The organism is Lysinibacillus sp. NPDC059133, from assembly GCF_042755925.1.
GTDB lineage: Bacteria > Bacillota > Bacilli > Bacillales_A > Planococcaceae > Lysinibacillus.
The window spans coordinates 1-23,615 of sequence record NZ_JBHZDH010000011.1 but is presented as its reverse complement, the minus strand read 5'-3'; the positions used below and the strand labels follow the sequence as shown (position 1 = coordinate 23,615).

Annotated in this window: 21 protein-coding genes and 1 pseudogene; 20 read left to right on the top strand and 2 right to left on the bottom strand. The window is 34.9% G+C overall.

Features of this window, described 5'->3' with window-relative positions:
- Positions 1–129: 129 nt before the first annotated feature.
- The 3 genes and pseudogenes from ACFXN8_RS08280 to ACFXN8_RS08270 all read left to right on the top strand — a co-directional run.
- Positions 130–534 (top strand): annotated as a pseudogene (locus ACFXN8_RS08280) (EamA family transporter); the annotation flags it as partial.
- Positions 531–719 carry a hypothetical protein gene (locus ACFXN8_RS08275; protein ID WP_376071462.1) on the top strand — a complete coding sequence of 63 codons (189 nt, stop codon included), beginning with the start codon at positions 531–533 and terminating at the stop codon, positions 717–719. The pseudogene ACFXN8_RS08280 and the gene ACFXN8_RS08275, both read left to right, overlap by 4 nt.
- 88 nt (positions 720–807) lie before the next feature.
- Positions 808–1,572: an SDR family oxidoreductase gene (locus ACFXN8_RS08270; protein WP_376071465.1), complete on the top strand. Its 765-nt coding sequence runs from the start codon at positions 808–810 to the stop codon at positions 1,570–1,572.
- Positions 1,573–1,878: 306 nt separating this feature from the next.
- Here ACFXN8_RS08270 and ACFXN8_RS08265 read toward each other — a convergent pair whose 3' ends face one another.
- Positions 1,879–3,045: an MFS transporter gene (locus tag ACFXN8_RS08265; RefSeq protein WP_386844249.1), complete on the bottom strand. Its 1,167-nt coding sequence runs from the start codon at positions 3,043–3,045 to the stop codon at positions 1,879–1,881.
- A 93-nt stretch (positions 3,046–3,138) separates the two neighbouring features.
- On the opposite strand from ACFXN8_RS08265, the gene ACFXN8_RS08260 reads away from it, so the two are divergent.
- The 3 genes from ACFXN8_RS08260 (at position 3,139) to ACFXN8_RS08250 (ending at position 5,933) form a co-directional block, all read left to right on the top strand.
- The gene (locus ACFXN8_RS08260; protein ID WP_370076790.1) at positions 3,139–3,513 is read left to right on the top strand and encodes a MerR family transcriptional regulator; all 375 of its coding nucleotides are present in this window, start codon (positions 3,139–3,141) and stop codon (positions 3,511–3,513) included.
- Positions 3,514–3,681: 168 nt separating this feature from the next.
- Positions 3,682–4,662, top strand: a complete 981-nt coding sequence (locus ACFXN8_RS08255; protein ID WP_386844246.1) for an aldo/keto reductase — start codon at positions 3,682–3,684, stop codon at positions 4,660–4,662.
- Positions 4,663–4,676: 14 nt separating this feature from the next.
- On the top strand, positions 4,677–5,933 hold the full coding sequence (locus tag ACFXN8_RS08250; protein WP_386844243.1) for an MFS transporter: 1,257 nt from the start codon (positions 4,677–4,679) through the stop codon (positions 5,931–5,933).
- A gap of 72 nt (positions 5,934–6,005) precedes the next feature.
- Here ACFXN8_RS08250 and ACFXN8_RS08245 read toward each other — a convergent pair whose 3' ends face one another.
- The gene (locus tag ACFXN8_RS08245; protein ID WP_376071476.1) at positions 6,006–6,878 is read right to left on the bottom strand and encodes a glycine betaine ABC transporter substrate-binding protein; all 873 of its coding nucleotides are present in this window, start codon (positions 6,876–6,878) and stop codon (positions 6,006–6,008) included.
- A 1,097-nt stretch (positions 6,879–7,975) separates the two neighbouring features.
- Between ACFXN8_RS08245 and ACFXN8_RS08240 the strand changes: the two genes are divergently transcribed.
- The 14 genes from ACFXN8_RS08240 to ACFXN8_RS08175 form a co-directional block, all read left to right on the top strand.
- Complete coding sequence (locus tag ACFXN8_RS08240) at positions 7,976–9,469, top strand: helix-turn-helix domain-containing protein (protein ID WP_386844241.1); 1,494 nt, start codon at positions 7,976–7,978, stop codon at positions 9,467–9,469.
- Positions 9,470–9,492: 23 nt separating this feature from the next.
- The gene (locus tag ACFXN8_RS08235; RefSeq protein WP_386844239.1) at positions 9,493–10,794 is read left to right on the top strand and encodes a protoglobin domain-containing protein; all 1,302 of its coding nucleotides are present in this window, start codon (positions 9,493–9,495) and stop codon (positions 10,792–10,794) included.
- A 12-nt stretch (positions 10,795–10,806) separates the two neighbouring features.
- Entirely contained in the window at positions 10,807–11,805 is a 999-nt protein-coding gene (locus tag ACFXN8_RS08230; RefSeq protein WP_386844237.1) for an HD domain-containing phosphohydrolase, read from the top strand.
- Positions 11,806–12,266: 461 nt separating this feature from the next.
- The gene (locus tag ACFXN8_RS08225; protein ID WP_376071487.1) at positions 12,267–13,985 is read left to right on the top strand and encodes a methyl-accepting chemotaxis protein; all 1,719 of its coding nucleotides are present in this window, start codon (positions 12,267–12,269) and stop codon (positions 13,983–13,985) included.
- 192 nt (positions 13,986–14,177) lie between these two features.
- Positions 14,178–14,747 carry a manganese efflux pump gene (locus ACFXN8_RS08220; protein WP_376071490.1) on the top strand — a complete coding sequence of 190 codons (570 nt, stop codon included), beginning with the start codon at positions 14,178–14,180 and terminating at the stop codon, positions 14,745–14,747.
- A 277-nt stretch (positions 14,748–15,024) separates the two neighbouring features.
- Entirely contained in the window at positions 15,025–15,702 is a 678-nt protein-coding gene (gene isdC, locus ACFXN8_RS08215; protein ID WP_386844234.1) for a heme uptake protein IsdC, read from the top strand.
- Entirely contained in the window at positions 15,702–17,147 is a 1,446-nt protein-coding gene (locus ACFXN8_RS08210; RefSeq protein WP_386844232.1) for an NEAT domain-containing protein, read from the top strand. The genes isdC and ACFXN8_RS08210 overlap by 1 nt, the downstream gene beginning before the upstream one ends.
- Before the next feature lie 81 nt (positions 17,148–17,228).
- Positions 17,229–18,542, top strand: coding sequence for an NEAT domain-containing protein (locus ACFXN8_RS08205; protein WP_386844230.1), 1,314 nt, complete (start codon positions 17,229–17,231; stop codon positions 18,540–18,542).
- Positions 18,543–18,557: 15 nt separating this feature from the next.
- Positions 18,558–19,481: a heme ABC transporter substrate-binding protein IsdE gene (gene isdE / locus ACFXN8_RS08200; protein ID WP_386844228.1), complete on the top strand. Its 924-nt coding sequence runs from the start codon at positions 18,558–18,560 to the stop codon at positions 19,479–19,481.
- 158 nt (positions 19,482–19,639) lie between these two features.
- On the top strand, positions 19,640–20,605 hold the full coding sequence (locus tag ACFXN8_RS08195; protein ID WP_386844226.1) for a FecCD family ABC transporter permease: 966 nt from the start codon (positions 19,640–19,642) through the stop codon (positions 20,603–20,605).
- A 6-nt stretch (positions 20,606–20,611) separates the two neighbouring features.
- Positions 20,612–21,382, top strand: coding sequence for an ABC transporter ATP-binding protein (locus ACFXN8_RS08190; RefSeq protein ID WP_386844224.1), 771 nt, complete (start codon positions 20,612–20,614; stop codon positions 21,380–21,382).
- 11 nt (positions 21,383–21,393) lie between these two features.
- Entirely contained in the window at positions 21,394–22,152 is a 759-nt protein-coding gene (gene srtB / locus ACFXN8_RS08185; RefSeq protein ID WP_386844222.1) for a class B sortase, read from the top strand.
- A 443-nt stretch (positions 22,153–22,595) separates the two neighbouring features.
- Complete coding sequence (locus ACFXN8_RS08180; RefSeq protein WP_386844220.1) at positions 22,596–23,123, top strand: YceI family protein; 528 nt, start codon at positions 22,596–22,598, stop codon at positions 23,121–23,123.
- 147 nt (positions 23,124–23,270) lie between these two features.
- Positions 23,271–23,615 (top strand): NAD-dependent epimerase/dehydratase family protein (locus ACFXN8_RS08175; RefSeq protein ID WP_386844218.1); only part of this gene is annotated, 345 nt, incomplete at its 3' end.

The following is a 23,615-nucleotide window of genomic DNA, read 5'->3' as shown; positions in this document are numbered from 1 at the left end:
ATTAACACGTTTTTTTAGTAGATTTCTCTAGCTATCTGGTATTTTCATGGGGTGGCTGAGTAGTTAACCCTTTTATAAATTATTAAACTTTATTCGAAAGCAACAGTTAAAAAAGCTTTTTCGCTGTACCTGTTTATGAAGAAAACAAGTGGTGTAGTAGATTCATTTTGGACGGTTTCACTTCAACTTATAATAGGTGGGCTATTCTTAATTGGGTCAGGTTCTATCATGGAAAGTTGGTCAAATATCATTTGGAATACCACATTAATTTGCAATCTACTATTCATTGTAATATTTGTTATAGCTTTCGGATGGCTAATTTATTTTATATTGATTGGCTCTGGAGAAGCAAGTAAAGTAGGAGCTTATACATTTATGATTCCGGTTATTTCAAATATAGTGAGTATTATGTTTTTACATGAGAAAGTCACTATGAATCTATTAGTAGGATTACTTCTTATATTTATTAGCATTGCTTTTGTTAATAGAAGACCATCGCATATAGGGGTAGAAGGAGCAACCGTGCCTCTATGAGGCAAGACGCTTACCAAGCAATTAAAGATGTAAATATTTTGGCAAAATGTATTAAAAGAAATAACTATGTTGAACAAGCATTTAAACAATATGATGCACATCGTCAAAAACGTATTCAAGATTTATATAAGCAATGCTGGCAACCAAGAGATGAACTAAGTTATCTGAAGCAATCGCCCCCTTGAAACCGAATAGGAGAGCAACATTTCAAATAATGTTCCATGATATAACTATCTATGTAATATAACTATGTTTGAACAAGGAGATGGAAGCATGAGTAAGTTAGCAGGCAAAATAGCTTTAGTTACAGGATCAAGTCGAGGAATTGGCCGCAGTATTGCATTGCGTCTGGCACAAGAGGGAGCCTTTGTCGTAGTTCATTACGGGAAAAGACGTAATGAGGCAGAAGCAGTTGTTCACCAGATCGAGCAAAGCGGAGGAAATGCTTGCGCGATTGGTGCTGACCTTAGTACTCTAGATGGCATTCAAGATTTATTTACTACTTTGGATGATACTATTCGGGAATATATGGGCGGTGACGGATTCGATATTCTTGTCAACAATGCTGGAATTGGTCAAATTATCAGTTTAGAAGAGACGACGGAAGAATCATTTGACGAGGTAATGAAGATTAATGTCAAAGCACCACTTTTTGTTACTCAACAAGCTTTGCCACGTTTAAAAGATGGAGGACGCATTATTAATATTTCATCTTTTGTGACACGTACAGCTTCTCCAAGTGTCTTCACGTACAGTATGTCCAAAGGTGCTATCGACACATTTACGCGTCTTCTAGCCAAACAACTAGGGAGCCGTAATATTACGGTAAACGCCATCCAGCCTGGAATTATTAATACAGAGATGAATGCTGAGACTTTGGAAAACCTTGATGGACAAAAATATGCGGCTGGTCTTTCAATCTTCAACAGATGGGGAGAACCCGAGGATGTGGCAGATATTGCCGCCTTTCTCGCTTCCTCAGACAGTCGTTGGGTAACTGGTCAATTGCTCGATGCAAGTGGCGGATCTCATCTATAGAACCTGTAAGATAACGAATTTATAAGGATCTTCAAATGAAGTGACCCCAAAAAGTTAGACACATATTTTAAGCAGTTACTGAGGAATGAACACTGTATTGGACAGGGTTCATTCCTTTTTATTTTCCTTTAATTCGTTTGTTATTGTAAATAGGGGTCCTGCCGCATTGCTAGCAAGTTAAAAAATCTGTTGTTCCCCAAAACGATAAAAATAAACTTCGGTACTATAAAAACACAAAATTTCCATTTAGGGGGTACTTTATAATCTTAGCTTGATGGGCATGTGGGCGTCCTCCTATCCTTTTAGTTATAGCCCTTGAATTGAAGTATTTTCTCTACGGTTTATCGTTAGCGAATAAATAGCAGAGATTAAGGCTAAAACTACCATAATACCAGCTACCCACGTGTTGATAGTTACAGAATAGTAGTCTACAAGTAAACCACCCAAACCAGAACCTAAAGCTACTCCAAGATGTAAAAATGAAGTATTTAAACCTAATTGGATATCTGAGGAATCGGGAGCAGACTCAGCTAGATAATTTTGTACAGCTGGACTAAGAGCCCAAACCATCACACCGTATAGTACGACAACGATCAATAAACTGATCATTGATCCTGTAGAATAAGGTAATAGGAACAAGGAAACTGCAAAAAGTATAAGAAATGTGAGTATAGTTTTTGCTCCGCCAAATTTATCGGATGCCCAGCCACCAATCCAACCGCCTGTTATTCCAGCTATACCAAAAACAAGTAAGACCATACTAATCATATTTGTTGATAAGTCCATTGTTGTTTTAAGAAAAAGCGTGAAATAAGTATAAACTATGAAATGACCAGTTAGCTCCAAAACTGATATGAGCTGGATTGATGCGATTTTTTTACTTTTTAATGTGGCTATTTGCTTAAGTAAAGGAACGGCTGGTTGTGGTGGAACCTTAGGTAAAAACTTAATGATTCCTACCATAGAAACAATACTTAAGACTGAAACTAATACAAATGTCATCCTCCAACCAAAATTTTCACCGATAATAGTTCCTAGTGGTACACCTAACACTAATGATGCGCTTAAACCCATGAAAATTAATCCAATAGCTCTTCCTCTTAATTCCGTTGCAACAGTTTTGGCAGCCATTGTTACGGAAGTGACAACTACGATAGAGCAGCTAGCTGCAAGAATAATTCTGGCTATTAATAAGGTTGTGAAATTCGGACTAACTATAGATAAAATATTACCTCCTAGAAAAGTTAACATTGCTATAAGCAGTAATTTACGTTTTTCTACTTTAGAAGTTAAAGCAATAAGTACTGGAGCCCCAAAGGCAAAAACCAATGAAAAAACTGAAACTAACTGACCGACTGCTCCTACAGAAACATGTAAATCTTCTGCAATCATGTTGATTATCCCAGCGATCACCAACTCCACTGTACCAGCAACAAATGTGGCAAGTGCTAAAACAAAAATCCCTATATTCATTAAAAATTCCTCCTAAAAACTATTAAAAAATGAATCTAGAATCAAAGATACTCCTTAGAGTGCACTATAAAGCAAGTGTGTTATAATAAAAATATGGAAAAATTATTAACTATTCAGGATATATCCTCAATCACTGGTCTTAGTTCTTACACTCTACGCTACTATGAAAATATTGGTCTTTTATGTGAGATTGAAAGAGATGAAAATGGATATCGTAAATACTCAAAGAGCGATATTTTATGTATAGACTTTCTCATTATGTTACGTAACACAGAAATGCCTGTAAGAGATATGAAAAAATTTGCAGACCTAAGACGTCAAGGTGATTCTACCGTTACTGAAAGACGAGAACTATTAGAAGCTCATCAAGAGAACGTTCTTAACCAAATTAAGCAATTAGAAAATAGTTTAATTAAGGTTAATGAAAAAATTGACTACTATAAAAATTTGGAGGAAAAAGTTAAGTAATCCAATTAAATAAGTTAAAGCCTACGGACGCAATTATGCTGAGGCATAATTGATAGAGACCTTTCTAAAAGGTCTTTTTTTTATGAGAAATGGAAAAAAATACATTTGCCTTAGAGTGCACTCTAATCGATATAATTTCATGCTGAAGAAAGATTGGAGGAGAAAAAAATGAAATATCGATCTATTGGAGATTTAAGTGTTTCATCCTTAGGATTAGGATGCATGGGCATGTCAGAATACTATGGAACTCAAAATGATGAGGAATCGATTGCTACATTGCATTACGCCTTAGAACTCGGTGTTAACTTTTTTGATACAGCTGATCAATATGGAGTGGGGAAAAACGAAGAATTAGTCGGTCAAGCATTAAAAAATGTCAGACAACAGATAAATATAGCTACCAAATTTGCTTTTGTAAGAGATGAGAGTGGGAAGGTAATTAAAGTTAACGGCAGACCGGAATATGTAAAAAAGGCCTGTGAAGCAAGTTTAAGACGGTTAAATACTGACTACATCGATCTATATTATCTACACCGTGTAGATCCCAGCGTTCCCATAGAAGAGACAGTTGGTGCTATGAAAGAATTAGTAGAAGAAGGTAAAGTACGACATATTGGGCTTTCGGAAGTATCTTCTCAAACGATAAAACGAGCACAAAAAGTACATCCTATAGCTGCAATACAAACAGAGTATTCAATATGGACTAGAGATATTGAAGAGGAAATATTGCCCCTTTGCCGTAAACTAAATATCGCTGTTGTACCATATAGTCCTCTGGGACGAGGGTTTTTATCTGGAAAAATTAAGGCGGTCGATAAATTTGTAGACAACGATTTTAGAAGGAACGCACCTCGATTTCAGGGAGGCAACTTCAATCAAAACCTTGCTTTGATTCGACAGCTAGAAGAGATAGCAAACCAACTGAATATTAGTCCTGCACAACTAGCATTAGCATGGTTAATGTCTAATGGATTAGATATCATCCCTATACCAGGGACAAAAAGGAGATCCTACTTACAAGAAAATATTGCTGCAATAGACTTTGAATTGCCAAATGATATAAAGGATTTCATAGATAAAGCTATACCTGTAGGTTCAGCAGCTGGTGATAGATATCCTGTACATTCTATGAAACTATTAAATCAGTGAGAGAAGGTATATAATTGGAAGTTTGGAAAAAGAATACGTATATTTTGAGCATTGCACAATTTTTAGTCATGTCTGCATTTAGCTTAATAATACCTTTTATTCCAGTTTATCTCAAAAGTGATTTAGGTGTTCACTCTCAAACTGATATTCAGCTTTGGACAGGGATGATTTTTGGCGCTACTTTTTTATCGGCTTTTCTTTTTCAGCCGATTTGGGGAAAGATTGCAGATCAAACGAGTAGGAAAACTATTCTAGTCCGTTCAGCAATTGGAATGGCATTTGCCACATTTTTAATGACCTATAGCACAACAGCTTGGCACTTATTAATTCTACGTTTTATCTTAGGGATTTTTGGTGGTTTTATCCCTGCATCTTCTCCATTCATCACAATGAATACTCCTAAAGAAAAAATAGGTTATGCACTCGGTATAGCCCAATCAGGTGCTTACACCGGGAATATTTTCGGACCATTAATAGGTGGAGTTTTGGGACAGTGGATAGGATTTTATAAAATCCTTTATGTATCTAGTGCTATGTTACTGATATCAGGGGCACTTATTGTATTCTTTTTAACAGAAGTTAATAAGCCTGAACCAAGTACATTGAAAGTTCCGACGCCTAAGAGAAGACGTATGCATTTCTTCTCTGAACTGCGGGAAATTATGAAAGAACCTCTAATTGGAATTTTGTTTATGGTTGGATTTCTTATTCAGTTTTCAACGATGAGTACTTCACCATTTTTGGCCACATATGTAGAAAGTATGTGGAATAATGATGTCTTTTTAACAACGATGGTAGGTTTAGCGGTTTCAATCTCGGGTTTCTCTATTACAATCTTTTCTCCCATTTTAGGAAGGAAAGCAGATCAAGTGGGTCCTGAAATTATTTTGTTAATTTCTTTGTTAGGGAATTTTATTTGTTATGTTTCCCAAGCATTGGTTTCTTCTATATGGCTATTGCTGCTCGCTAGGTTCTTAATGGGGATATTTATAGGTGGTCTTCTCCCATCGGTAATAAGTTTAATACGAAAAAATGCACCTGAAAAAATGGAAAGTTTAACATTCGGTTATTATCATAGTGCTCTATTTTTAGGAAATCTGATTGGTCCTTTACTTGGTGGATATTTAAGTGGAATAATTCACATAAAAGGGGTTATTTTTTTGGCTGGTCTTCTCTTTTTAGTAAATAGTTTAATTTTAAAATTTCATTTGTTTAGACAAGAATCCTATGTATCTTTACTTAAGAGGGTCATTTCCATCCGGAGATATTAACATAACAGAAAAAGATCCATTTACTGATTGCTCAGTGAATGGATCTTTTTCCTTAGTTACGTGTAGCGTGCATTATTTTACATCTTTAGTCCACTCTGTAACTTTATCCTCGTTGTCTTTGATCCATGTTTTTGCTGCCTCTTTAGGATCAGCGCCTTTCATAATATCAAACATAACACTTTCAATATCTTCTGGCGTCCAGTGGAAGTTTTTAAGAACACTATACGCTCCCGGATTATCTTCTTTCAATCCTTTACGTGCAAATGTACCAATATATTCTTCGGCTCCGTATATACCTTTAGGATCGTCTAAATATTTTAAATCAAAAGCGGTGAATTTCCAGTGTGGAGACCAACCTGTCACGATGATTTCTTCATTTTTCGCAATGGCTTGAGTAAGGGCTGCTGTCATTGCGCCTGCAGATGAGGTAACTACATTCCAGCCTTCTAGGTTTTTATATTCTTTATAAGCATTTTCCGTAGTTGCTGTCATATTTGCTCCTGGATCAATGCCAGTGATCGTTTTACCAGCTTCATCCGTTAAATCTTCGATAGAATTTACATCCATATAACTAGGGACAACTAAGCCGATTTTTGCGCCTGCTAGGTTCTCACCTAAATCGTCTATTTTATCCTTGTACTTCGTAACTTGTGGGGCATGTGTTTGTGGTAGCCAAGCTGACACCATGCCATCGACCTCTCCTTTGGCAAGAGCCTCCCACATAATTCCGTTATCTAGTGGTGTTAGTGTTACATTATATCCTAAATCTTTTAGCACTTGTCCTACTACGTTTGTAGAAGCAATTTCAGTATCCCACTCAACATAGGCTAAGTTCACTTCATTTTTGTCTTCATTTTTCGTGTCTTCACCATCTGAGCCACAAGCAGTTAATACTAACATGACTGCTAAAGCCAATCCTATCTTCATTAATTTACTGAATCTCATAAGATCTCCCTTTCTTTATTATAGAATGATATGTATCTAAAAATTAACAAGTAACAACTTAAAGTTATCAAAAGGTTGTTACTTTTGTCAAATCGACTTAAATAGGGTGATTATGTCAATTGTGCCTAGGCATAATTGCGTCCGGAATGGGCTTTGTGCTTAGGCGCATGAGGGCCAACACGATGTCGGCCAGTTCGGTAATGCCACAGGACTTGGGTAATTTTGAATGAATATAAATTTGCAACAAAAAAGATTATCAAAATATGTTCGAAAACTAACAAATATTGATTTTAACAATTTTATCGATAATGCTATAGTTTCGATGCCGAGTTTAAAATATAGGTATATGTTTAAGAAGATCTTTGTAGTAAATGAAAATTTAACACGCGCACAATTTACGGCGTTCATGTATAGAGCGCTTGCTTTATAAGTCTTACCAGGAAGGGGGATGTATCGTAATTTGATACATCTCTTTTTCTATTTTAATACGAACGGATGAAAGCCTTTTGCCTATTCAAGAGCTATTTGTTTAGCTCACTTCGAAAGTGCCTAGGACGTTCTAGTCTACACTTAGGTTGTAAAAGCTTGAGGAGTTTTCGCTAGTAAAATTTCAGGGAAAAGTGTTGAGAAACACCCTCTTATGATGGAATCCGGTAGATGAGCTTGTATGAAGATGCAAAAATAGAATTTAACCCCTAAAAATAATGAATTTTAGAATTATCAAAATATGTTCAAAAACGAACAAAAAGTGATTTTGTTTGTTTGAAAATGCCTGATATAGTGTAACTAACCTTGAAAACAAGAGGCTTTTTTCACGATTGTCTAAAATGAGTGAATTTGACGAAAATAAACAACATTTGTTGTTTAAAAGAGTATTTAATGGAAGTGAAATAATCAGTAACATCTGTTTTATTGGCAGCTTTAAGTATCTAGAGTAGTTATAAAGTATTAAAATAATGCTTTCTCATGTTTAGTGTCGTAAAAAACGGGAATAGAATGTATTGATAAGAATTAAATAAGCTTATCTATTTTCAAATATATGGTTAATTTATATGACACAGCTAGGGTTTACTGGTGGAAGACATTGAGGTGTTTTTATGTATAATTTTTTGGATCGATTACCTTTGCAAAAGGTGAATATTTTACATCATATTTACAATGAACAGAGGCTATTTTCAAGTTTAGAGTTATCCCAAATGATGGATCTGTCTGAAAGAACAATCTTGAAAATAATAAATGAGATAGCAATTGATTTAGAGTTTATTACTGAATCTGCTGTTATCCAAAAAGAAGAGCATAAGTATTTTCAATTAAATTATAAAGATAATTTTTCTATGAAGACTGTTGAAAGATATTATTTACGAAACTCATTAACCTATAAAGCTTTTAATGAGATTTTTTACAATGAATTTTATGATGTTAATATGTTTATTTTGGAAAATTTCACAAGCGTCGCATCCATGTATCGAAGAATAAAAAAAGTTAAGCCTTTGTTAGATCAGTTTCAATTGAAGTATACATCTTATGAAAAAGTCAGTCTTGAAGGGACAGAAAAGCAATTTCGTTATTTTTACTTCTTGTTCTACTGGAATTCGTGTTGGGGAGAAGAGTGGCCATTTACTCTAGTTTCAAGAGAAGAAATACTAGAAATAATGAAGGAAGTAGACATAGCCTATTCCGAACAAGTTTCATATTGGCTAGCCGTTTGCTTATCACGCGCAAAAATAGGTTGCCTAATCGAATATCATCCAATGTATGCAAGCTTTACGAAACATCATCATAACTATGAGCAATTATCGAAAAAAATAAAGCATATATTTAGACGATTTACTGATTTATCAGATGAAGAAATTGAATTAGAAACTATGTTTTTATTTTCTATCATTAGTTGTATGCGTCGTTATCATAAAACAGATAATACGGTTAGTTTATTAATGAACTTTGCACAGCATCATAATCAGGAATTATTTGTACAAGCAACTCTATATTGGATAGAAATGTTCATCGAGCATTTTTCAATTACTTTAGATGTAGAAGAATATGGAGCACTCTTTATAAATTTACTGCATCTTCATTATTTTATGTTAACTTTTTCTGGTCCAGCTGCTTTATTTAAAGAAGATCTTTATCAAAAGAGATTAGAAATGCATGAAACGGCTCAAATAGAAATCATGAATCAGTTTTATGATCGTCTAATGGAAAATCAGGCCTTCGCCATCGTATTTGAACGCAGAGAAATATTAATTGGCCGATATCATAAATTACTAAAACAAACAATTGATTTTGCCAATAGAGATACTATTAAAATAAAAATATTTTCAATGATAAATGATGTTCCTTATCTATTCAGCCAAATAAAACGTCTTTTTATCCATGTTGAGTTGTGTTCTAAAGATGAAGAGGCGGAGTTAATTATAACGGATCGCTTATATTTAAATATTAAAAAAGACATAGAAGATATATTTGTATGGAATTCAGTTCCTTCAAAAAGCGATTATGATAGGTTATCAAAAAGACTACAGGAAATCTATTTTGCTAAGTATCAACAGCAAAATAAGTTATTATTGAAAACTTTACTAAGTGAAGTGTAAAGAAGATTAATGGAGGTTGATTCATGTTTTGGAAAAGTAAAGAGAAAGAGATAGAAAACAGCATTATATTACTGGATCGTACTATAAAAATGGATATTCAAAATGGCAGTGAAATAGAGAAACAAATAACAATGCTTCATTTTTCAATAGAAGAGCTACAAATAATTAAAAACTTACAGCCATTTGTAGAAGAAAAAATCGATGATATTGTGGATCTTTTTTACAAGAATCTCAGTTTGGAAGAATCTCTACTAACACTTATTAATAATAATAGTTCGGTAGATGCTTTGAAGAAGACTTTAAAATCGCATATTTTAGAAATGTTTTCAGGAATAATTGATGATAAATATTTTTTGAAAAGGGCCAGAATAGCACAAATACATGTGAAAATTGGTCTACAGACAAAATGGTATTTATGTGCTTTTCAAAATTTGTTTATAGCGATTATCGAGATAATCGAAAAGAATATTTCTGAAAAAGAACTTTATTATTCTAGTGTAAAAGCACTTTCAAAACTATTTAATTTAGAGCAACAAGTCGTTCTTGAAGAATACGATAAAGAGATCAGTAGAATTAAAACAAAGTTAGACGAACAGGCGGAACAGACTAAAATTCAAGTTGTGAATTCAACTGAAAATTTAGCATCGATTTCGGAGCAAACTAACGCAGCATTTCATGAATTACATATTCATTGCACAGAAATGGTGGAAATTGCGAATGATGGAAGGAAGTTATCTGCTCTAGCAGAGGAGAGAGCTGAAAATGGGAAATTTCAAATAAGTAGACAGGATAGTAATATGAAGAATGTTCATGAGGCTGTTCAAATAATTTCCAATGATATAGAAGAATTGTTAAAGATAACGAAGGAAGTTCAAGGCATTATTGATATTGTAACTAAAATAGCAGATCAAACTAATTTATTATCTTTAAACGCAGCAATTGAAGCAGCAAGGGCCGGCGAGCATGGGAAAGGATTTGCAGTTGTAGCAGACGAAGTTAAAAAATTATCAGAAGTAACGAAAAAATCAGTCTCAAATGTAGCTCATTTAATTTTATCTACTGTAACTAGGGTAGAAAAATTATCAGCTTCACTTGACTTAATTAATCAATCTGTTCAAGACGGGGAACAAATTATGAAACAAACAGACATATGTTTTGAGCAAATTTTACAATCTATGAAAGAAACACAAGAAAATAACGAACATTCACAAGAAGAGATTAATGTTTTTGCTAACGTTGTCAATGAATTAGGTAAAGCATTTGAAGAAGTTGCATTCTCGGCTGACCGACTTGCTAGTTTTGCTAATGAATTAAACAATGGATAAGGGGTCTTCTATATGTATAAAAAAATACCGAAAGAATTAACATACTATTTAAAATTAGGTGATGCTGTTGTCATTGTTGATGAAAATCAATTAATAATCGATGTTAATCAACAATACGAAGCGATCACCGGCTATAAAAGAGAATTTCTTATTGGAATACCAGTAGAGAGTTTAAAATCGAGTGTAACGCCATTTGTTATGTACAAATCATTAAAAAGTACATTAAAAAAAGGACAGCCATGGTCTGGGACAATGGTTCATGTCAACAAATCATTAGAGCTAAGATACTCATTTATAACGATTACGCCAATTGAAATAAAAGGAATTATTTATTATGTAGGAGTCATGCGCTTAGCAGAACAACTATTGATAGATGAAGTGAATCAGAAGAAAATAGAGCACAAGGAGCTATTTCAGTTGTTAGCGCTATCAAGTGAAATGCGTGATGCAAATATAGCAGAACATCTTTTGAATGTGCAAAATTTAGTGGAGGAATTGTTGCTAAGCCTCTTTGAAGATAGAACTTATAATTTATCGTTAGAGTATGTTAGTAAAATTATAGAATACAGTGTTTTACATGACATTGGAAAATCGGGAATACCAGAATCAATCCTGTATAAAACTGGGCCGCTAACAGTCTATGAAAAAAAAATTATAAAGATGCATCCTCTTATGGGGATAGATGTATTGAACAAGCTATCTAATGAAATGAATAATAAAATTTTTGATGACAAAAAAATAGCAGAAAATATTATTAAATATCATCATGAGAACTGGGATGGAACAGGATATCCAATGGGGTTAAAAGGAGAAGAAATTCCTTTTGAAGCGAGAGTAATATCTATAGTAGATGTTTACGACGCTTTAGTTAGTAATAGAGCTTATAAAAAAGCTTGGACAAAGGAAGAAGCTCTTTCTTATTTAAAAGAACAGAAGGCTATAAAGTTTGACCCTCATTTAGTTGAAGTGTTTATCGAGAAAGTTATTCAGAAAGATAGTATTTTTCTTTAAGTTCAACACGCTGAGTTATAGGGGAAATACAACGTCTGATTTCCATAATTATTCAATTATGTTAAAAATAATATTCATCACCAAAAGTTGTGGATGACTTTTGTTAAAACGTCTACTATGTAAAAGCTGATCTTCGTTACGACTGGGCGACTCCTTGGGGATTAGCGTCACAGATGAAAACCTTTTGCTGCCGCTTCGCTTTCGCGCAAAAAACATCTGTTGGCCCGAGACCCTGAAGCAAAGCGGGCGGGGGAAGGCTAAAAGCATCACGTCCTGTGATAAAGCCCTCGTGTTGTTGTTGGTACTCTCGCTAAGTTGCACTACGCTTTCGCGCAAAAAACATTTGTGTTGGCCCGACGCCCTCAGGAAAGCACCCAGTCGGAACGGAAATCAACCCTAGATTATGGCGATGAACTAATTTTATTATCAATAAATTAAATGTATTTAAGGTGGAGAGATAAATGAATTTTTATAAAAACGCATCTTTGGTCGGAAAATTCGGGATATTTAATACTGTTATGCTGATTGTACTTGTCATTATAGGGCTTACTGGGATAATGGGTGTTAAAAAAACGAATGATAATGCGACGTCTTTATACCATGAAAATTTAACTTCTGTCTATTTATTAAGTAACATTTCAACTAATCAGCAAAAAATAACTAATTTAAAGTTCAAAATTTTCTTTCATTCGCAAGATATGAATGAGAAAATTCAATATTATGAAGAAATAGCAGCTATTGAAGAAGAAATTAGCCTTGCTTTTACAGATTTAACGAAAGTAAAAATGGATAGCGAAGAAAGAAAATTACTTAAGGATTTGGAACAGGTAAATCAAAGTTATGAAGATATATTAGAATCCAATTTTCAACAAGTTACCTCTGATGCAGATATAGTGGATGTTAATGTATTACTAGAACCTCTATTTGAAAAAGAAAAGCAAAGAGATGATCTGATGGAGCAATTAGAAACAACAAATATCCAAAGTGCTGAAATGAGCAACGAAAAAAATAATGCAACATATAAGAGAACATTGAGTCAAAACATCATTATTATGGTTATTGCTCTAATATTTAGCGTAGGTGTTTTAATTTATTTAAGCAGATATGTTAAAAAGGCGATCTCCAATATTAAAGATGTTGTATCTGGAGTTGAAAATGGTGATTTAACTAAACATGCCCAGGTGATATACCCTGATGACCTTGGAAAAATTACTGAAGGGTTGAACAATTCTGTTACGCATATTCAGGAACTTGTTTCTAATGTGAATAGTACTTCAACACAAATGGGAAGTTTAAGTGAAAATTTAAGTGCAACTATTGAGGAAATTACTGCTTCAATGAATGAAATTGATACAACCTCAAAGGAAGTCGCTATGGGAAGTACTACACTAAGTGCAACAACTGAGCAATTAAACGCGACTGCAATTGAAGTACTTGATAGCACGGAAAAATTAAATGAGAAAACCGAATATAGTCTTAATTTCTCACAAAAAGTAAAAGAGAGAGCAATTGATATTAAAGAAACAGCTATTCAAGCATTTAGTACAGCTCGTACTCTATATGATGACAAACAAAAGCTAGTTTTAGAAGCGATTCAAGCCGGACAAATCGTATCTGAAGTAAAAGTAATGTCTGACACAATAGCAGATATTGCAGATCAAACGAATTTGTTAGCATTAAATGCAGCTATCGAGGCTGCCAGAGCAGGAGAACAGGGTAAAGGTTTTGCTGTTGTTGCTGACGAAGTCCGAAAATTAGCCGAACAATCATCTGAAACCGTTCAAAGAATACAAATTGTTACAAGTGACGTAGAAAAAGCATTTAAGAATGTGTCTACTAATGCTCAAGAGCTGTTACACTTTATAGACGATAAAGTAACACCTGATTATGAGCTTTTCCAAAACAGTGGAATTCAATATGAAGAAGATGCTATGTACTTTAATACATTAATAACTGAAGTAACAACATTTGTTGGAACGATGAAGTATTCTATGCTAGAAATACAAAAAGCGATTGAAAATGTATCTACTGTCGCTATAGAGTCGTCTGATCATTCAAATGGGATAGCAAATAGTATTTCAGAAACATTACACGCCATACAGCATGTAGCAGAGTCATCTGTTCAAACTGCAAGTATCGCCGAAGAGATTTCTCAACAATTAAATAATTTCAAGCTATAGAATAGGAAATATTACCCGCTGGAAAAGACGTTGAAAACGGTTAATCTTAAGTATCCTGCGGGTAATAGCTGAGGAAACGCGGATAATCCCATTCCCTCCGTAAGCAATTCCATTCAAAGTATGGATGAACAAAAATTTTTTCCCTTCATATCATATGTGAGAGTGGATTTTATGTTATTGAGGAGGAAAGGAATGCATTGGATAGCCATCATTCTTATTGGGATAGCTGCCAACTTAGATAATTTAGGAATTGGTCTCGCTTATGGTATTAAGCGAGTAAAAATACCCATATTATCCAATGCGGTTATAGCCCTTATTTCAATGATCGTCACATACGCTGCAGTTACAGCTGGGAGCGTAGTTATTAATTTTGTCTCTCCAGATTTCGCAAATTTAATAGGAAGTCTTTTGCTTTGTGTTATTGGGATATGGACTTTATTATCTAGTCGCTTTTCTAAACAAGGAATATTAGAAAACCCTGAAGTATTTGATGAGGATAAAAATTATATCATTTCATTTCGCGAAGCAATGACGCTCGGCTTTGTCTTATCAGCCAACTGCTTAGCCGGAGGAATAGCACTTGGAGCTAATGGTATTTCTGCAATATGGACAGTTATTTCTATCGGTGTCTTTTCGTTCATAACAGTAGGCGCTGGTGTTCATTTTGGCGGTTTGCTGACAAAGACTTTTATTGGAAGATACTCAACTGCTATTTCAGGGTGGCTACTTATACTTATTGGGATCATTGAAATAATTTCTTGAATACACTAGATTTCTCGTTGAGATTAATGAATAGAAAGAGTGCCTTTCTATTAAAAATAGGAAATATCACATTTTTTTTATGTGATATTTTCTTTTTTTTAAGGTAATTTTGACATATTGAGGACGAATTTGGTTTAATGGTTGACATTCACTGGCATTAACACGTATTCTTGGTAATGGAAGTGCAATTGAGAATGATTTTCATTTCATGAAGAGCTTTCAATCAAGTTTTTATGGAATTGAATTTTTCCATTATTTTAGAGGAGGCGTGTAACACATGAAGAAATTAATAATGTTCGTCATGCTTGTAACTTTGTGCGTATTTAATATGGCATTACCACAAGCATCTGCCCAACTAGCTGACGGTACACATTCGATAAAATATCAGGTCAATAAACCTGAAAGCAACTCTGTATCCATTGCAAATGATTATTTTTTAAAACCAGCAAAGGTCACAATGAAAAATGGGACGGCTACTGTACAAATTACATTAAAAAATAGTGCATGGATTACAAAGTTCCAACCACCAGGTGGAGCAACTGTAGTAAGTGAAGATAAAGCAGCTGATACTCGTACTGTACAATTTACAGTTAAAGATTTAACGAAACCAGTTGTAACTGCTATGAAAATTGATATTGACGACATTAATTATCACCACGAATACAGCGTCTCACTAGTATTTGATGCGGCATCTGCAGGAAGCGCAACAGTAGCAAATGCATCTGATACGAAAACTATCGATGCTCCAACGCAAGCATTTGATACGAAAACTATCGATGCTCCAACGCAAGCATTTGATACGAAAACTACTAATGCTCCAACAAATTCTACTGAAAGTCATGTGCCGAATCCACAAACAAGCGATGTAACACCATATTTATTGATCGTTGCATTAGTTGGATCAGCATTTTTACTTTATAGAAAAAAACTACAAACAAAAACGGAGGGTCAATAATGGCTAAAAAACGACAATCACGCGCAACGAAAATAGTACTAGCTTCATTGCTAGCAGCATCACTTTCAGTACCATCATTTGCATCTGCAAAGGTAGCTGAAGTAACGACTACAAATACTGAAGCAAAAGTGGAGGCCATTAAATCAGAAAATGCTGGTACAATTGTAAATTTCCAAACCTTTAAGCCTGGAACAACAGAACCACAACCTGCAATTAGCTCTCATCTTGTAACACAAGGTATAATCGTTGAAAAGGATGGTAAATTTGAGGCGAAATTAACTGTAGCAGCAAAATCTGCCCCAATGATCGCAGGTTTACAAACAAAGCAAGGTGATAAGTTTGTAGATGCTACTGAAGTGAAAAATGCAGATGGAACAATTACATATAGTTTCCCAGTTGTAGCTGGAGAAGTATTATCAGCGAAAATCCACGTTGTTGTAGCTTCAGCTAATATGGACAAGTGGTATGATTTTGATTTGAAAGCAGTAGAAAATGGTAAATCTGAAGAGGTTAAAGAAGAAGTTAAAGTAAATGAAGTGGCTGTCACTGTTTACAAAAACGGTACTTCTGAAGAATCTATTATGAAGCAATATATTCAATCAAAAGTAGACGTATCAGTAGTAGATGGTAAAAACATAGTTACTATGACGTTCCCTCAAGGTCAATATGTTAAAGGATTCAAAGTGGAGGGGAAAGAAGCAACTTTAGTAAGTAAAGATGATGCAACAAATACAAGTAAGTACTCATTTGAAGTGGCAGACTTAAAGAAACTTGTGAATGCACAGCTGCATATTGTTGTAAATGAGCCAGACAAAGGCGTGAACTATGACTCGAACCACCAAGTTCAATTTAGTTTTGCTGTGGAAGGCGCAGTGAAACCAGTGGTGAATCCATTTAAGGATATTAGTAATGATGCTAATAAAGATGCAATCCTAGCATTATATAGCAAGGGAATTGTTAAGGGTCAAGATTACTTTAAACCAAATGACAATATTACACGCTCTCAATTTGCGTTAATGATTGCTCGTTCGTTAAATGTATCTTCTACAAAAGATGCTGGATTTAAAGATACAGCGAAACTTGATACAGAACGTGTACAAGCAATTAATGCTTTAACTGAAGCTGGAATTGTCATGAAAGCTGAGAACTTTAATCCGAATGGAACACTTACTCGTCAACAAGCTGCAGTGATGATTTACCGAACAGTAGCGCATGTTGCAGGAAAAGAAATGAACTATGGTGATCCAAGTTTGTCTTATTATGCTGATGGTGCAACTGTTACAAGTGAAGAAGCGAGAAAAGCCTTTGCGTTTCTATATGCAGGTAAAATCATGACTGGATCTGTCGATGCTAAAGGTAAAACTGTTATTAATGCAAGCAGTCCATTAAAACGCGCACATATGGCAAAAATTTTAAATGGCTCATTACAATACATGAATAAATAGTATGGTTACAGCAACTTCCTTTCTCACTTATCCGAGGAAGGAAGTTACTGTGTTCTTAAATAATTTGGAGGAATTTACACAGTGATTAACAATAGAAAAATATTTCGAGTATTCGTTTTGAGTGCTATTTTACTAATGTTTCTCCCTCCATTTGTATGGCTTCAGGCAAAAGCTGAAGAATCTGTATTAAAAAATGGGAGCTATCAAGTTGAACTAAGTTTTTCATCTCTAGATGGAGGGAAAGACAATATTTTTAGTGAATTGGCGACAATTGATGTAAAGAACGGTCAATATAGCTTGAATTTAACTATAAATAAGCCATTGAGTATAAGGGATATACATATCGAACAGCTGGAAAATGAGCTTTCGTCAAACGTTCAGACTGAAAATTTAGTTCAATTTGATGTCAAGGATTTACATCAGCCTATTATCATTAAAGGCGAGATGGCATTTTCATCCTCAGAGGAATATTTCTCTTTTTCCCAAGAGCTTAAATTACAGTTAACAACCCTTTCAACAATTGTGCCAAAGGATGAGGAAGTTATTCCGGAAAACGAAATGAAAGAATCTCCTTTGGAAGAAATCTATGATAAGGAATGGTCAATGAATTACGTAGTATTAGTAGATGGAAAAAACGAACAATCCATTATGAATACATATGTAAACCCTGTTGCAAAAATAAAAGAAAAAAACGGCAAATATTATGCCCACATGACTATTTTAAAATCTAATTGGATAACAGGCTTAACTGTAGATCAACGAGGAAACCAAGTGGAACCAAAGCTTATTTCACTCGTAGACAATGCCAGAATAGTCGAATTTGAAATTAGTGATTTTGAAAAGCCAATACGAATGTGGGTTAAAGTTGAAATACCTGAGATTTCTTATTACCATCAATATTTCGTAAATCTAAAATTCGATCAACAGCAAGTAGCAAAGTTTTTAAATAAGCCTTCTACAAATACACCATCTAAGCAAGTAGCGAGTGAAAAGCCACCTGTTATTGTTAAAGAGGAAGTGAAAAAGGCACCTGTTATTGTTAAAGAGGAAATGAGAAAGGTACCAGCGATAACACAACATGAGACTGTGGCAAAACCGACTCAGTTGTCACGGACACTGCCATCATTTCAGCCTACATCAACTGTGCCAAAGGAAGAGCGGTTAGCATTTGATCGTACGCTTGACGCACCTATTGAGGATGAAAATGACGCCGAGAATGCTGACGTTAAAGAAGAAACTACAGAAAAAGTAGCGAAGGATTCTAAGATTGAACAGCAGCTTGCTCAGCTGAATATTGTAAAGATAGTATTGCTAGTAGTAATTTGTATTTTATCGGGCTGGTTGCTCGTTCGCCGTTTTAAAAATTCAAGAAAAGATGTGACTGAACAGAAATAAGTAGGAGATGACTTTATGCGAAAGAATTGGAAATGTTGGTTGCTCATGATGGCGCTTATGTCATTACTGTTGGTAGTTGTTGGCTGTAGTGATGGAGATAAGCAAAAAAAGACAGAGACATCTACGGAAAAAGCACAACCATCAGCTGAAGCAACTGATAAGAATGAACATCGTATTATTGCAGGAACGGTTGTTATTGCAGATATTCTAGATAAGCTAGAGTTGGACGCTATAGCAGTGCCTGAAACAGAAAAAACATTAGCAAAACGCTTCGATGGACTGCCTACTATCGGTAACGCAATGGAGCCAGATATGGAGATTGTTAAATCATTAAATCCAACAGATGTGTTATCAGTTTCAACGTTAGAGTATGATTTACAAGATAAATTCAAGCAGTTAAAAATTCCAGTACATTTTTTAAACTTTCAAAGTGTTGATGCCATGCTTTCCGAGATTAAAACACTTGGCGAACGCTATAATCGCGTAGAACAAGCCGAGAAGTTAGTGAGTGGATTACAAAAAAATATTGATGCTGTACAAACAATTACTGAGAACAAAGAGGGGCCTCGTGTATTAATTTTACTTGGCATTCCAGGTAGTTATTTAGTTGCGACTGAAAACTCCTATGCAGGAGACCTTGTGAAACGTGCAGGTGGTATGAATGTGATGGAGGGGCAGGACGCTGAATACTTGTCTTCGAATACTGAGTACCTGCATAACAGTAACCCCGATATTATTTTACGTCTATCGCACGGTATGCCAGATGAAGTAGTAAAAATGTTTGATGAAGAATTTAGAACGAATGATATATGGAAGCATTTTGACGCAGTAAAAAACGGTAAAGTCTATGATTTAGAGGAAGAATTGTTCGGTACTACAGCTTCATTACAAGTACCACAGGCTTTAGGACAGCTAATGGAAATCTTCTATCGTAAATAGAAACTAGAAATGTCGCTCGTATCGCAAGCATAGCCTTGTTATAGGGCGCTTTTCTTATATTTCCTATTTAGTAGAAAACTATGTTTCAGTTCCTTAAGCAAAGTTTTGTAGATGTACATAAAACATGATGGAATTTGAAAAGAAAAAGGAAGTCCGGTATGACAAAAAAAATTGTAAGCTTTTCAATTGTAATTGTATTATTACTTGTCTCAGCAGTTTATGCAGCAACAACAGGTAGCATTAAAATGGGCTTTTTTGAATTTATAGGTGCATTATTTGATGAAGGAAATAGTCAAATGGAGGCTATCCGGGATTTGCGATTTCCACGAATCATTGTTGCATTGTTTGCTGGTGCAGCACTTTCCGTTTCAGGGGTACTATTACAATCAGTGATGCGTAACCCGTTAGCGGATGCTGGGGTTATTGGTATATCTTCAGGAGCGGCATTTGTCCAGCTCTTTATTATTTCCTTCTTTCCAGCATTATTTTTTATGACACCAGTATTAGCATTTATGGGTGGGGCATTTGCCTGCGCACTCGTTTTTGCGTTGTCATGGAAGTCAGGCTTAAGTCCGTTGAAACTTATTTTAGTCGGGATTGCTATTAATGCAATGTTCACGGGGTTAACAGAGACTTTCATTAGTTTAGGTGGCTCATTGAATACTTCAGCTTCCAGCGTTGTAGGTTCAAACTTAACGATGCGTACGTGGAAGGACGTATCAACAATTGTTACTTATGGTACTATCGGATTAATAGCTGCCTTTGCGTTATATAGTTGGTGTAACCTCCTAGTATTACAAGACAAAACAGCAAAAAGTCTAGGCTTTCATGTAGCTCGTGCTCGTCTATTTATAGCTGCTGTTGCGGTACTATTATCAGCTGTTTCTGTTGTCGTAGCGGGAGTTATCTCGTTCGTCGGTCTGTTAGTGCCACATATCTCTCGTCGATTAGTTGGACACGATCATAAGGTGCTTATACCTTTTACAGCATTAGCTGGAGCTTTATTAATATTAGTGGCAGATACGATTGGTCGCACAATGGTTGCACCGCTTGAAATACCAGCTTCGACCATTATGGCGATTATCGGTGGACCATTCTTAATATTCCTATTACGAAAAGAGTGAGGAGACATGGAAATAAAAGATATTATCGTATCGCATGATAATACTCGAAATCATTTAGATGGTGTATCGACGATAATTCAAAAGGGCAAAATCACAACGATTATCGGTCCAAATGGCTGTGGAAAATCAACATTATTAAGTGTTATGTCCCGCAACAATATACCGATATCGGGGAATGTATCGTTAGAAAGCAAGGATTTGGTGTACTACAAGCCAAAAGAATTTGCAAAGAAACTAGCAATTGTTTATCAACAAAATGATGTACCAAAGGATTTAACAATAGAAAAATTAGTGAGTTTTGGACGTTTACCACATCATACAATGTTAAAAAGAAATGAAAAGGAAGATAGCAAAGCTATTGAATGGGCACTTGCTTGCACGAACTTACTAGAAAAAAGAGATACCGATTTAGAGGCTTTATCAGGTGGGGAACGTCAGCGAGTGTGGATTGCTATGGCTTTAGCACAGCAATCTGAAATTTTATGTTTGGATGAGCCGACAACATATTTGGATATTTATTATCAAATTGAGTTATTGGAGCTTGTAAAGGCGTTAAATGAGGAACATGGCTTAACAATCGTTATGGTGCTTCACGATATAAATCAGGCGATTCGCTATAGCGATCAAATCATTCTGATGAAAGCTGGACAAATAATAGCTGAGGGAGCACCACGTAACGTCATTACAAGGAAAGTTATTAAAGAAGTCTATGGTGTTGAAGCCATTTTCAATGAGGATGAGCAGCATGGATTTTACATGGTACCCCTTGGGATATAACTGGTGATACGATGAAAAAATGGACATCTAAGTTTTTAACATTTATATATTTATCTATATTCTTATACTCAGGCTTTGCATTAGCCAAATACTTATACACGTACTATGAGACTTCAAAATCACTGGAAGAAGCACAAACAATTTATCAATCAACATTGGCTTCTCTAAAAGATGAAGCGGAGGAAATCTCATCAACGCCATTTACAATCCGTCCACAGTTCAATGATTTACTAACGGTAAATAAAAACATTGTTGGTTGGATTTCTGCAGACGGGACAAAGCTCAATAATCCAATTCTACAAGCTGAAAATAATGATTTTTATTTAAATCATAACTTTAAAGATCGAGAAAGTCGTGCAGGCAGTGTATTTATGGACTATCGTAATAATGTGCAGGATATAAACCAAAATACTATTTTGTACGGCCATGCCATGAAGAATAATACGATGTTTGGGAGTCTTAAAAATTACTTAAATCAGCAATATGCAAACGAACATCCTATCATTTATTTAGACACTCTGTATGAAGGTTATGATGTCGAAGTGTTTGCTGCTTATGAAACTACAATTGATTTTTATTACATTGAAACAAAATTTACGAGCAATGATGCTTTCCTAAAATTTATGGGCGAAATTCAAACACGCTCTACCATCGAAATGAATGTAGAGATTGGACCAGAAGACAAAATTCTTACACTATCCACTTGTAAGGATTCTGTCATGAGTGACGACCATCGTTTTGTCGTCCAAGGTAAATTAGTGAAACGCTGAGATAAGAAGTTTTCCGATTTCATTGGGAAGCTTCTTTTTTATTTGAAGAAAGTAGTCGGAGTAAAATTTCTGTGCTGGAGAAATCGATCATGTTGTTGAGAGAACAGATCAGGCTGAGAGTCTGAAATGCTTGGGTCACCCCAAGAACCGCTAAGGTAGAAATAAATCTTAAAAAGCAAATCACTTAACACACACATCTCGAAGAAAAAACTTGATACCTTGAGTTTGAAAAAATTTTAAATAATAACTTGACGTAAGTAAATTATTAATATATAGTAGGTTACATAAAGTAATTGATTACTTTTCGTAACTGATATGTACGAAAGAAGTAACTACAAATGTTTATCTCTTATATTTTAGGGAACATAATTAATGTAGTTGCTTCATATTTTAACATATATCTCGAAATCGAGATAAAAACAATTTCATTGGAGGAATTTAAAATGGCGAAATGGAATATTGATTTAGGACACTCAGCAATTAACTTTCAAGTAAAGCACATGATGGTATCAAAAGTAAAAGGTGTATTCGATACTTATTCAGCAAATATTGAAGCAGCAGATCTTGCAGATTTAACAACAGCAGACATTAGCTTTACAATTGATGCAGCTAGCATTAACACACGTAGTGAAGATCGTGATAATCACTTAAAAGCAGCAGATTTCTTCGATGCTGAAAAATATCCAACAATCACATTCAAATCAACAAACATTACAAAAAAATCAGATGATGAATATGCGATTACAGGTGATTTAACAATTAAAGACGTAACGAAAGCAGTAACATTTGCTACTGAATTTAATGGGAAAGGTACAAATCCATGGGGCCAAGAAGTTTATGGCTTTGAATCTGCAACAACAATCAATCGTGAAGAATTTGGCTTAACTTGGAATGCGGCATTAGAAACTGGCGGTGTTTTAGTTGGTAAAGACATCAAAATTACAGTTGAACTGGAAGTAAACCCAGCTTAATTTTGTAAAATGTGCTCGATATATCGGGCACATTTTTTTATATTTACACGAGAAATGTTTCCAAAAAATAACACAATAAATATGTTGCTTGCATAATTTTAGTAATTGCTGCATATAAAACATCATATTGTTTTTGGGGGCGATGGGATGAATGTATTAGTGACAGGTGGTTATGGTTTTATCGGTAGTGCAGTGGCAAGGCGTTTTTTTAAAGAAGGTGCAAATGTTTATATCATTGATAATTTAAGTACAGGCCATTTACGTAATGTCGACTTTGAGCATAAGTCTTATCTTTTGAATGTGGAAGATGAAGTTTGTGAGCATCTCTTTAAAGAAACAGCATTTGATGTGGTTATCCATTGTGCAGCGCAAACGAGTGTCCAAAAATCGATACAAGAACCAGTGAAGGATGTTTTATCGAATATTGTAGGGCTTAGTCAGATGCTATTCTTATCGTCAAAATTTAAGGTAAAGCATTACGTTTTTGCCTCG